Raw genomic sequence first — 13,796 nt, 5'->3', positions numbered from 1 at the left:
ATGAGTGATTTGAAGAAACAAAATATAAAAGATATGTACCGGCTCACTCCTATGCAGCAAGGGATATTGTACCACTATATGATGGATAAAAATTCAGACGCCTACTTTGAGCAGATATCACTTTCTATAAAAGGTATCCTGGACATTGATTGTGTTGAAAAGAGCGTTAATATCATTATTGAAAAGTATGACGCTTTGAGAACAATTTTTTTGTATGAAAATGTAGCCAAGCCCTTACAAGTAGTCATGAAGGAAAGAAAGCTGTCTGTCAGCTATGAGGATATTACCTCCCTTGCCGAAGAACTAAGGGATAGGTATATAGAAGAATACAGGGTTAAAGACAGAAAAAAGGGCTTTGACTTATCAAGGGATATTTTAACAAGATTAAGTGTAATTAAAACAGGCTACCAATCTTATAACATGGTATGGAGCTTTCATCACATCATTATTGATGGGTGGAGTCTCGCAAATATATTTAGAGAATTTATGGAAAACTATGAAGCCCTGATGAATAGCCGGGAGCCGGAGTCAGGAAAGGTATATCCTTACAGCCGCTATATCAAATGGTTGGAAGGCAGAAATCAGAACGAGGCCGCAGATTACTGGGAAACCTATCTTAAAGGTTACGAGCATCAGACAGTCCTTCCCCAAAACGGCAGGTCTGCAAGTGATGATTTCAGGATTGAAGAAACGGAGTTTAAAATATCTGAACAAATAACTAGCGATCTTGAGAAGTTTGCAGCCAAAAACAATACAACCATGAGTACCATTATAAAGACCATATGGGGGATATTATTACAGCGGTATAACAATACCGATGATGTGGTGTTTGGTGAGGTGGTATCGGGAAGGCCTCATGAAATACAGGGAATTGAGAGCATGGTGGGTTTATTTATAAATACCGTTGCAGTAAGGGTGAGTTGTGATGAGGATAAAACTTTTACCGAACTGATCAAAGAGATGCAGCAATCGGTGCTTGAATCTGACCGGTACAGTTTCTATCCTCTGGCGGATGTGCAGTCAAAAACATGCTTGAAAGATGCCTTGATACATCATGTCATGGCTTTTGAAAATTACCCTATGGATGAAGCGGTTAATGCTTCATCCAGTAATGGCATTTTAAATGTAGTTGGAATGGAAATATTCGAGCAGACGAATTATGATTTTGGGATACTCGTTGATGGCGGTAAGGAATTATCTATTAAATTCAGTTACAACTCACTGGTATATGATGGTAATTTCATAGAAAAAATCAAGGGACATTTTCAGTCGGTAATAGAAATTGTAACCGATAATCCCGATATGCATATTAGGAATATTGATATACTCACCGAAGTGGAAAAGAAAGAAATAGTACACTGCTTCAATAATACAACGGAGGAATACCACAGGGAAAAGACCATTCACCAACTATTTGAGGAACAAGCGGTGAAGACACCTGACAATGCGGCAGTGGTGTTTGAGGGTAAGCAGCTAACCTATAGGGAACTCAATGAGAAGTCAAATCAGCTTGCAAGAGTGTTGAGGGATAAGGGAGTTAAACCAGACAGCATAGTGGGTATTATGGTAGAACGCTCACTGGAGATGGTCATAGGTATATTTGGCATACTTAAAGCCGGAGGGGCATATATGCCTATAGATCCTGACTACCCTAAGGCAAGAATCGAATATTTACTCGAGGACAGCGAGATAGGGGTGCTGATTTCCCAAAAGCAATTCCTGGAGAAAGTGGAGTTTTACGGGAAGTATATAGACATAGAAGATGAAAGCCTTTATGCCGGAAACCCTATGAACCTGGAAGTGGTATGTTCACCGCAAAATTTGGCATATATCATTTATACATCTGGGTCTACAGGAAAACCTAAAGGGGTTATGGTAGAACATAAAGGGGTAGCAAATCTGGAGGCGTTTTTCAAGACCCGCTTAAATGTAAGTGAAAGCGATAGGATTATTCAATTTGCATCAATTTCATTCGACGCTGCAGTTTGGGAAATATTTATGGGACTATTGGCAGGAGCAACACTATATATATCTTCAGGCGATATTATCAATGACTACCGAAGATTTGAAGAATACCTAAATGAAAATGAGATAACTATTGCTACTTTACCACCTCCGTATCTGGCAAATCTGGACCCGGAAAAAGTAACTTCCTTAAAGAAGGTAATTGCAGCAGGTTCGGCTTCCACTCTCGAACTTTTAAAGAAATGGAGCAACAGGATTTCATATATAAATGCTTATGGACCTACTGAGACAACCGTATGTGCAACGGTATGGAAAGCAGATGATTGTGAGACGGCCGATAAGTCGGTACCTATTGGTAAACCTATTACCAATACCCGGGTGTTTATAGTTGATGAAAACAATAATCTTAAGCCCATAGGTGTTGAGGGTGAACTCTGTGTTTCCGGGGCAGGATTGGCGAGAGGATACTTGAAAAAACCGGAACTTACCAGGGAAAAGTTTGTACCGAACCCATTTATGCCTGGAGAACTGATGTATAAAACAGGAGATCTTGCAAAGTGGCTTCCTGACGGGAATATTGCATTTGCCGGCAGAAAAGACCACCAGGTTAAAATAAGAGGGTATAGAATCGAGCTTGAGGAAATAGAAGCAGCCCTTTTGAAGCATGCTGATATAAATGAGGCGGTGGTCATTGACCGGGAGGATTCAAGTGTAGGCAGGTATCTTTGCGCTTATATAGTGTCTGACCGAGAAGTGACAGTGACCGAAATAAGGGAGCTTATATCTAAAGAGCTGCCCGATTATATGATTCCATCCTATTTTATGAGGATAGCAAAAGTACCGTTAACCATAAATGGAAAATTGGACAGAAAGGCGCTGCCGCTGCCTGATGGAAGAATAAATACAGGAACAGAGTATGCAGCGCCTTCAGGTGAAGTGGAGGAAAGGCTTGCGCTGCTGTGGCAGGACATCCTTGGAATAGAGAAGGTAGGAAGAAATGATAACTTCTTTATGCTCGGAGGACACTCGTTAAAGGCAACAAGCCTTGTAGCAAGAATTCACAAAGAGTTCAATGTAGACATACCTCTTAAGGAAATATTCAAGACACCAACCATCTTAGAAATTGCCAGCTACATTGAAGACTCAAAGGAGAGCCTATATCAGTCCATTCAACGTGCTGGGGATATGGAATATTATCCCATGTCATCCGCCCAGAAAAGACTATATATATTAAACCAGCTTGAAGGAGCTGGAATCGCCTACAATATACCTGGCATAATATTGCTGGAAGGTACTGTTGATAAAGCACGTTTTGAGCAGGCTTTTCATAGTCTGATAGAAAGGCATGAGAGCTTTCGAACCTCCTTCCATATGATCGAGGAAGAGCTGTCTCAGAAAGTCCATGACAAGGCGGACCTAAGTATCATGTACCTGGAAACCAGTGAAGCGAAGGTTCCCGAAATAGTGGAGAAATTCATAAGGCCCTTTGACCTTGGAAAGGCTCCACTATTAAGAGTTGGACTTGTAAAGATTGGAGAAGCCAGACATATTATGGTGTTTGACATGCATCATATCATATCGGATGGAGTGTCCAACGACATACTGGTAAGAGAGTTTATAAGCTTATATGAAGGGAAAATACTTCCTCCACTGCGTATACAGTACAAGGACTACTCAGTTTGGCAGAGGGAATTGTTTGCAGGAGCTGCCATAAGTAAGCAGGAGGAATTCTGGCTCCAGACCTTTCAGGGAGAGATCCCTGTGCTGGATTTATCCACCGACTACCCAAGACCCGCAGTACAAAGCTTTGAAGGAGACTACATCAGCTTTGAAGCTGATAGCGAGCTTGCGGTTAGACTTAACAAGCTTGGATCAGACAATGGAGCTACATTATATATGACGCTTCTTGCTGCATACAATGTGCTGTTATCTAGATACACTGGACAGGAAGATATTATTGTGGGAAGTCCTATAGCTGGAAGGCCTCATGCTGACCTTCAAGACATCATAGGTATGTTTGTAAACACTCTGGCCATGAGAAACCACCCGCAAGGAGAAAAGACTTTTATTGAATTCTTGAAAGAAGTTAAAGAAAATGCTTTGAAAGCATACGACAATCAGGACTATCAGTTTGAAGAATTAGTGGATAAGCTGGACATAAGGAGGGATATGAGCAGGAATCCCCTCTTTGATACCATGTTTGCCATATACAATGTTGGAAAAGCAGAGCTCATAACGTCTGATCTAAGCTTCAAGCCGTACAACAAAGGGATAGAAGGCAGAATATCAAAATTTAACATCACCTTAAATGCATTTGAGACTGAGGATGGTATAGCCTTTGAACTCGAATACTGTACAAGACTGTTTAAGAAAGAAACAGTTGAAAGACTTGGGGCTCATTACATCAATTTGCTGGAAGAAATTGCAGCATACCCCGAAAAAAGGCTTTATGAAATCGAAATGTTATCACAGGAAGAAAAACAGCAAGTATTATACAGCTTTAACGATACTGCTCTCGAATATCCCCTGGATAAAACCATACACCAAATGTTTGAGGAGCAAGTGAAAAAGACTCCTGATCATATTGCAGTGGTTTTTGAAGGTAAACAATTAACCTACCGAGAACTGAATCAAAAGGCAAACCAATTGGCCAGGGCATTAAGAGAAAAGGGAGTAAAGCCTGATGATATTGTAGGCATAATGGTGGACCGCTCGCCTGAAATGGTTATAGGTATAATGTCAGTAATCAAGGCTGGGGGGGCGTACCTTCCTGTAGATCTTAATTATCCATTGGAAAGAAAAAGGTATATGATGGAGGACAGCAAGGCCAAAATTTTACTCACCCAAAATCATCTTATGGATCGTGATGATTTCGATGGTGAGATTATTGATTTATCTGATTATGATTATAATTTTATAAACGATGTGAATATAAAATGTATAAATAAGCCTGGTGATACAGCGTACATCATCTATACCTCTGGCTCAACGGGAAACCCTAAAGGTGTTTGCATTGATAATAAGAGTGTATTAAACCTGGTAGAGGGTCTGTTCCAGAGAATATATAGCAAATATGAATCACCGTTGAATGTTTGCCTCATTGCCCCTTATGTTTTTGATGCTTCGGTGCAGCAGATTTTCGCAGCACTGCTAATGGGGCATGCATTGTACATTGTACCGGAGGAAGCAAGGAAAGACGGTAAAAAGCTGCTGGACTTCTATAGTGAAAATAGGATTGATATTTCGGATGGAACGCCCATACACGTAAATATGATGTTAAATTCTCCTCCTATAGATAATAACCTAAAAGTGAGACATTTTATTATAGGCGGAGATGTTCTTCCATTTGATGCAGTAAAAGACTTCCTAAGCAGATTTGAGGATGTGCAACCTTGCATCACAAATGTTTATGGTCCTACCGAATGCTGTGTGGATTCTACGGAATATTTGATTACTGCGGCGGGGCTTAGTAGATTGGATAATATCCCCATAGGCCGTCCTTTGCCAAACACCAGAGCATATATACTTGGTAAGAAATTAGAAGTAAATCCTATAGGTATCGCTGGGGAATTATATATATCTGGGGATGGTCTTGCCAAAGGCTATTTAAACAAGACGGGGCTTACTGCAGAAAGATTTGTATCTAACCCGTTTATAAAGGGAGAAAGAATGTATCGTACTGGGGACTTGGCAAGATGGCTGCCTGACGGGAATATAGAATTTTTAGGCAGGATGGACCACCAGGTAAAGATAAGGGGATTTAGAATAGAACTTGGAGAAATAGAGGCTCAGCTATTAAGACATGCTTCAATAAAAGAAGCTGTGGTTATTGTAAAGGAAGACCAACAGAAGAACAATGATCTGTGTGCATATTTCGTTGGGGAAAATGAACTGACAATAACTGAACTAAGGGAATGCCTTTCAAAAGAATTGCCCGAGTATATGATTCCGGCATACTTCATGCAGCTGGATGAAATGCCTTTGACAGCCAATGGTAAGATAGACCGGAAGAACTTGCCCCACCCTGCTGCTCATTTAAATACTGGAGTAGAGTATGAAGCACCTTCAGGTGAAGTGGAAGAGAAGCTTGTACAATTGTGGCAGGATATCCTGGGGGTTGAGAAAATAGGGAGAAATGATAATTTCTTTGTGCTTGGGGGGCACTCATTAAAAGCAATAAACTTTGCAGCCAAAATTCACAAAGAGTTCAATGTAAATATATCTCTTAAGGAGATATTCAAGCTGCCGACAATTGCAGAAATTGCCAAGTACATCCAGGAAGCCCAAGAGAGTATTTATCAATCTATCCAGCCCACTGGAGAAATGGAATACTATCCTATGTCGTCTTCCCAAAGAAGGCTGTATATATTAAATCAGCTTGAAGGAGCAAGGGTGGCATACAATATGCCAGAGTTTATGTTGTTAGAAGGCAGTATTGATATAGAACGTTTTGAGAAAGCCTTAGATCAGCTGGTAAAAAGGCATGAGGCTTTCCGGACCTCCTTCCATATGGTAGATGGTGAACCGGTGCAGAAGGTCCATGATGAGGTGGAATTTAGTATCATGTACATGGAAACCGGCGAAGAAAAAGCCTCAGAAGCAGCAAATGAATTCATAAGGCCATTTGACCTTGGCAAGGCTCCTTTACTAAGAGCAGGGCTCGTAAAAATTAGAGAAGACAGGCATGTCATGATGCTTGATAAACACCATATCATATCTGACGGGGTGTCGGATGAAATACTGGTAAGAGAATTCATAAGCTTGTATGAAGGAATGAATCTTCCAGCACTTCAGATTCAGTACAAGGACTATTCCGTATGGCAGAATAAATTGTTTGCTGACGGCACAATCAGTAAACAAGAAGAATACTGGCTCCAGGCATTTAGGGGAGAAATACCAGTACTTGATATGCCGGTAGACTACCCAAGGCCGGCTATACAGAGTTTTGAAGGCGATATGGTCAGTTTTGAAACAGGCCGGGAACTTGCACATAAACTGAACAAGCTTGCCGTGGATCATGGAGCAACACTGTATATGGTGCTTCTAGCTTCATACAATGTGCTTCTTTTCAAATACACCGGACAGGAAGATGTCGTAATTGGAAGCCCTATAGCAGGAAGGCCACATACAGATTTGCAGGACATCATAGGCATGTTTGTCAATACCCTAGCTATGAGGAATTACCCTCAAGGTAAAAAGAATTTCAGCGAGTTTTTGAGGGTAGTAAAAGAAAACGCTCTAAGGGCTTATGAAAACCAGGATTACCCATTTGAGGAACTTGTGGAGAAGCTTAGCATTAAGCGGGATTTGAGCAGAAATCCGCTGTTTGATACTATGTTTGTCTTGCAAAATAAAGAAGCATCAGAATTTAAGATGAATGGGCTAAGGTTCATGCCCTATGATAATGAGTTCAGGGCGTCCAAATTTGATTTGACCCTAAACGCCCAAGAGACCCAGAATAATATTGTATTTGGGTTAAAGTATGCTACTCGTCTGTTTAAGAAAGAGACAATAGAAAAACTTGGGGTCCATTTCATCAATGTACTGGAAGAGATCACAGCTTACCCCGAAAAGATGCTGTCCGAAATAAATATACTATCTCAGGATGAAAAACAGCAAATACTAAATAGTTTTAATGATACAAAGGCAGAATACCCTAGGGATAAGACTCTACATGAGCTGTTCCAAGACCAAGTGGAAAGGACACCTGATAATGTAGCTGTAGTGTTTGAGGACAAGCAATTAACCTACAGGCAGCTCAATGAAAAGGCAAATCAGCTTGCCAGAGCACTAAGAAGTAATGGTGTAAAGCAAAACAGCATAGTTGGAATAATGGTAGAAAGATCCGTAGATATGCAGGTTGGAATACTGGGAATTTTAAAAGCAGGAGGTGTATATTTACCAATTTCAACCAAACTTCCTGAACTAAGAATAAAAAAATTACTGGAAGATAGTAATGCAACTATGCTGTTGACGCAATCACATTTAGCGGATAAAGCAGAGTTTTACGGTAATATATTACTGCTTGATTCCCCTGAAATATACATTGGAAGTGCTGAAAACCTTGATAAAATAAATAAACCAGAGGACTTAGCTTATATCATTTATACATCGGGATCTACTGGAGTTCCGAAGGGTTCAATGATAGAGCATCGAAGTGTAGTTAACTTGGTTTATGGACTAAGAAAGTTTGTCTATGAAAATTATGATAATTATTTAAATGTTGCCCTTGTGTCCCCTTACTTTTTTGACGCATCTGTAAAACAAATATTTGCGGCTTCTCTCCTTGGCCATACGCTGTTTATAGTTCCTGAGGATACAAGGCTAGATGGTGAGGGCCTTCTAAAGTACTATAACAGGAATTCAATTGCTGTTTCAGACGGAACACCAGCACATATAAAGCTTTTAACAGATACTGACAGGCCTGGCGAAAGTCTTTCAGTTATGCAGTTTATTATCGGAGGGGAAGAACTTTCATGTAAAGGTATACAAGGTTTCTATGATCGGTTTAAAGATAATAACCCTACTATAACAAACGTTTATGGTCCAACAGAATGCTGCGTAGATTCAACTTATTACCATTTAAGCCGTGAGAAGGTGAGAAATCTAACAAGTATACCTATAGGTATGCCATTGCAGAATTATAAGATATATATACTTAATGAAGACATGAATATCTTACCGGTTAATACAACTGGTGAAATATATATATCTGGAGATGGGCTGGCAAAAGGCTATTTGAACAAACTTGAATTGACTACGGAAAAATTTGTAGCTAATCCTTTCAGCTCTGGAGAAAGAATGTATCGTACCGGTGATCTTGGAAGGTGGCTTCCTGACGGAAACATCGAATTTATAGGCAGAGTAGACCATCAGGTAAAGATTAGGGGCTTTAGGATAGAGCTTGGGGAAATAGAAGTGCAGCTATTAAAGCATCCTTCAATAAAAGAAGCTGCGGTAATTGCAAAGACAGACCAGGAGGGCAACAAGTATTTGTGTGCTTATATAGCAGGGGAAAGTGAATTTACAATATCAGATTTAAGGGCGCTTCTCTTAAAAGAACTTCCCGATTACATGATACCACAATACTTTGTTCAGCTGGAAAAGCTGCCTTTGACAGCCAATGGCAAAATAGATCGGAATAATTTACCCCAAAATGACGGTACTTTAGCTACATCAGTAGAGTATGTAGAGCCTTGCGGTGAAGTTGAGGAGAAGCTTGCACTGCTGTGGCATGATGCCCTTGGAGTACAAAAAATTGGTGTGAATGATAACTTCTTTGAACTGGGAGGATACTCACTGAAGGCAATATCCCTTATAAGCAGAATTTATGAACAGTTAAATGTTGAGGTACCACTAAAAGACTTTTATATGGCCCCAACCATAAAGGAAATTGCCCGTTTTATACACAATACGTACGCCAATGATTATATTACACCAAGTCCGGCAATTCATTTTAATTCAGCAATGGAGAGTCTTATGTTTGCATTCCCTCCAGGAGGAGGAAATGGAATAGCTTATGGTAGTTTATCAAAACAAATGAATGCTTATTCCATATATTCCTTTGACTTTATAGAAAATGAGAGCAGGATGGAGGAGTATGTGAAGGCAATTACTTCTGTCAAACCCGAGGGCCCATATATTCTATTTGGTTACTCGGCAGGAGGTAATCTGGCATTTGAAGTTGCTAAAGTATTAATTGAAACTGGACATCATGTATCCGATATAATCTTTCTGGATTCGGCTAAATCATTTGTCCTTATTGAGGAAGAAAGCGAAGATGCTAAGAAACTTGCTGAGCAACAGGATAAAGAATTTATAGAAGAAAATGAGAAACTTATAAAAGGCATGTTTGGAGATAACCAGGCAGTTATTGAAAAGGCCATTGAAAGAATGAGAAATTATCATAAATACACTAGAAGTGTTATAAACTCGGGACAGATAAACTCCAATATCCATCTTATTATATCACAGCAGCAAGACAATGAAGGTGAAGCTGATTTATGTGAAGGATGGAGAGAGGCAACAACGGGAGAGTTCAAAGTATATAACGGATTTGGCAGTCATTTTGATATGTTAAGTACAGGATATATAGATAAAAATGCGGCTATTATTAAAGAAATATTGGAAGAGATCAACCAATAGTTCAGATATAAGGGGTAGATATAATGGATAAGATTAAATTGTTTTGTCTGCCGTATGCAGGAGGTTCTGCAGCAGTATATAAATATTGGGAACAATACTTGCATGATAGGATTGAGCTTTTCCCGATTGAGCTTGCGGGAAGAGGCAGCAGGATTGGTGAACCGTTTTACGGAAGTGTTGAGGAAGCGCTTGAAGATATACACCGTATTATCATAAGCAACCTTGAAGAACAACCTTATGCGTTGTTTGGCCACAGTATGGGCAGTGTACTTGTATATGAACTTGCCTATAGAATAAAGGAGCTCGGACATCCATATCCTGTCCATATGTTTATTTCCGGCAGATATCCTCCGGGTTTTGTAAGTAAGAAGAAGGTACTCTATGATTTGCCGGATAAGGAGTTTGTGGATGAGGTATTTAAGCTGGGAGGCACGCCCAAAGAGGTTCTGAAAAGCAATGAATTAATGGAGTTGTTTTTACCGATACTCAGAGCGGATTTTAGAATTACTGACACATACAGGCACATTGAAAAAAACGCTAAGCTTGACTGCGATATAAGTGTATTGTGGGGAAAAAGAGAAAAGGGAGCCACTATTTTTGACGTTGCAAAATGGCATGATTATACGTCCAAAAGTTGTAAAATTCATATGTTTGACGGGGATCATTTTTTTATACACGATTACAAAAGGGATGTAGCAGCAATAATAAATAGTAGTCTCATCGACTTTGCAGACAATGTTATGTGAAGACTGAAGTTTATTTAAAATTCAATATGAAATCAAGAGGCTAAGTTTTTAGGTTGACTTTAATGACCTGTAGACTTAGCCTCTTTCCAGTCTAATCAAGAATTTCAAGAAAGTAGAACCTACGTCCTATTGGAATTATTTTCATGTTTCTGTATTACGACGAAAGCAGCGCTCCATTCCTATACGCTATCCCAACGGTACATGCTTAAAGACACATCGGTGAAAATCCTGGAAATTGCGCCGCCAGGGGTTCAAACGTATTTCAATAACGATCCGAGCTCTATGCTACTAGCATCATTCATTGATGAAACGATGAAGGTACTTGGTACGGATGCGGACGAGGTTCTAGTGGAAGAAGCGAAAGTATTTCGAAACAACCCGGGCCCGAACGAAGGTATTTTTGTGAACCAGTTAAACAATATGATGTTTGAGCCGCCAAAGGGTCATTAATCCGTTTAATACTTAGCGTATATTTTCGTTAATTATCTCAACTCGCTTTTAGAAAATCCTTGATTATCAAGGGCGTGTACATCGAAGACATGTAAACAACTTATTCGCCTTGACAATGAGCCTCGCGGCATCGGAGTCTAAACACGTGCGCCGATGCCCATAGGACACGGTTTACCTAGGGCTTGCTGAACGAATCAAAACTCCAACAGGCACAAGGGTTTAGGGCCTCTTATGTCGAAGGAAAACGGGGCAGCCCCGTGAAAAACCGTGCACTTGGAGGCGTCAGGATTGTATCAGCGAACCGAGAACCAGATGAACCTGCCCGTCGACTTTTTTCTGCCGTTCGGCGGAAAGCTCGCAGAAGATAACCGCTGGGTGCTGCTGGCCCAGATGATTCCGTGGTGGATGCTCGAAGAGAAGTATGCGAAAAACTTCAAGAAAAGCCTCAAGGGCCAAAAAGCCGTTTCGATCCGTATCGCGCTCGGCGCACTCATCATCCAGGAGCGGCTTGGCACCGATGATCGGGAGACACTTCGTCAGATTCTGGAGAACCCGTATCTGCAGTACTTCCTCGGTCTGCCGGAATATCGGTACCGCCGTCCGTTTCATCATTCTCTCATGACGCATTTCCGCAAGCGATTGGGTGGCGAAATTCTGGATGAAGTGAATGAATGGATCGCTCTGGAAGAAGCGCGCAAGTGTCGGATGATTCATCGGACGACGATGAACCTGGCAGCGGAACTGACGCAGCGTCCGGTAAGCATTCAGAAACGCAGCCACAGCAGATGGAACTGACGAACGAGGGCGAACTGCTGCTGGACGCTACCTGCGCGCCGGCGGATATCGCCTACCCGATGGATTTGTCGTTACTGAATCAGGCCAGAGAAAAGCTGGAGAAGATCATCGACATCCTGCACGAACCGGAACGTGGAAAGACCCGCAAGCCCAGAACATACCGAGAGCGTGCCCGCAAAGCCTATCTGGCGGTTGCCAAGCAGCGGCGCGTGAAGCCGCGCGCGATACGAAAAGCGATCGGCAAGCAGCTCAGGTTCGTTTCCCGTGATCTGCGCATGATCGCCGAACTCGCCGATATGACGAGCGGCCTGCCGCGGCGTTTGTACAAGGAACTGCTGGTCATTCAAGAGCTTTATCGTCAGCAGCAAACGATGTATGACAAGCGGACACACAGCATATCGGATCGGATTGTCAGTATCGCACAGCCACATGTCAGACCGATCGTGCGCGGCAAAGCCAGGGCAAACGTCGAGTTCGGAGAGAAGCTGGCGATTAGCGTGGTGAACGGCTACGCTTTCCGCGAGCATCTGTCGTGGGATATCTACAACGAAGGGCAGACATTGCAGGACGCCGTAGAGCGTTACCGCGCCAGATTTGGTTATTATCCCAAAGCGGTGCTGGCCGACCAGATCTATCGAACCCGCGACAACTTGCGCTTCTGCAAAGAGGGAATTCGCTTAAGCGGACCGCAGTTGGGTCGTATTAATAATGGTTTCGCATTTTCAATAACCTTAGATATAGTCGAGCTATTTCATAACTACACTCACCTAAAATCACTTTGCGATGATTCGCTGCTCTCATCAGTTGGAGTAACTACAGACAATCTCTTTGTATTCTACTAAAGTAGGGAACTTTGTGTCATTTTAGTAGGGGATTTTGTGTCAATGTACAACAACAGTTGCAGCAGAAAACTACATCTATAAGGTTCTCTTCAGACATATTCACAAAACCAGTATTTTGTACATATGTATAGCATGATCTTCGGAGATAAAAATGCCTTAACATAAACTGTTGATTGACACAAAACTCCCCTTGTTTTCGATACCAAAGCACCCTCTTTAACTTTATTCCTTGTGCTATCATTGAAAAATCATTATGTAATTTTATGTTGGATGTAAAATTGCATAGTTCTCACTTATTATAGTGGGATTTTGTGTCACTGATTTTTCATGTTTCCTTACGTTGGAAATTGCTCACTTATCCATATTATTAACTGCAGTTCTCATTTCTTCATCAGACAAATGTGTATAGATCATGGTTGTTTGTATAGACGAATGCCCTAACTGATTCTTCAACCTAGGTACGTTATTGTTCTCCAGGTGATAACGAGTTGCGAATGAATGTCTCAAAAAATGCACTGTCAATGCGGGTTTGCCAAATGCCTTCGCATATTTCTCAACGAGCTTTTCATCCAGCAGTCAATAATGTCAGCAGACTCGCCAGACGTTCTTCCATCTGTTCCAATGTCAATATGCTCATTCTGGAAGCCGCAAGCTCAATGGCTAACGGAATCCCTTCTATTTTTTTGCATATGGCACCTACAAGCTGCAAGTTTTCCAGCGTGGGCTGAAGCTTAGGAGCAACCAAAAACGCACGTTCCATAAACAGTTGCACGGCTTCAAATTCCTTGATTTCTTCTTGCGAAAGCATCTCCAGCGAATACTCCTCCCCTGGAAAGGATAACTGGGGAATCCG

The 13,796-nt window shown here is 41.3% G+C and carries 4 protein-coding genes and 2 pseudogenes; 4 read left to right on the top strand and 2 right to left on the bottom strand.

Annotated features, from left to right (window positions below):
• From ACXHJ1_RS19505 to ACXHJ1_RS19490, 4 genes and pseudogenes are all read left to right on the top strand, one after another.
• Entirely contained in the window at window positions 1-10,110 is a 10,110-nt protein-coding gene (locus tag ACXHJ1_RS19505) for an amino acid adenylation domain-containing protein (RefSeq protein WP_457905070.1), read from the top strand.
• Between the two features lie 23 nt (window positions 10,111-10,133).
• Window positions 10,134-10,856, top strand: coding sequence for a thioesterase II family protein (locus ACXHJ1_RS19500; protein WP_052679226.1), 723 nt, complete (start codon window positions 10,134-10,136; stop codon window positions 10,854-10,856).
• Between the two features lie 129 nt (window positions 10,857-10,985).
• Window positions 10,986-11,306 carry a short-chain dehydrogenase gene (locus tag ACXHJ1_RS19495; RefSeq protein WP_023988770.1) on the top strand — a complete coding sequence of 107 codons (321 nt, stop codon included), beginning with the start codon at window positions 10,986-10,988 and terminating at the stop codon, window positions 11,304-11,306.
• 288 nt (window positions 11,307-11,594) lie between these two features.
• Window positions 11,595-12,802 (top strand): annotated as a pseudogene (locus ACXHJ1_RS19490) (IS5 family transposase); the annotation flags it as partial.
• A 492-nt stretch (window positions 12,803-13,294) separates the two neighbouring features.
• Here ACXHJ1_RS19490 and ACXHJ1_RS19485 read toward each other — a convergent pair.
• Together ACXHJ1_RS19485 and ACXHJ1_RS19480 are read right to left on the bottom strand one after the other, a co-directional pair.
• Window positions 13,295-13,510 (bottom strand): annotated as a pseudogene (locus tag ACXHJ1_RS19485) (tyrosine-type recombinase/integrase); the annotation flags it as partial.
• Window positions 13,509-13,751 (bottom strand): hypothetical protein, encoded by a 243-nt coding sequence (locus ACXHJ1_RS19480; RefSeq protein ID WP_019687305.1) that lies wholly within the window; start codon window positions 13,749-13,751, stop codon window positions 13,509-13,511. The pseudogene ACXHJ1_RS19485 and the gene ACXHJ1_RS19480, both read right to left, overlap by 2 nt.
• Window positions 13,752-13,796 lie beyond the last annotated feature (45 nt).

This window comes from Paenibacillus sp. ALE2, from assembly GCF_054113385.1.
Note: the sequence above shows the minus strand (reverse complement) of the source record. Positions and strands in the feature narration are given on the sequence as shown.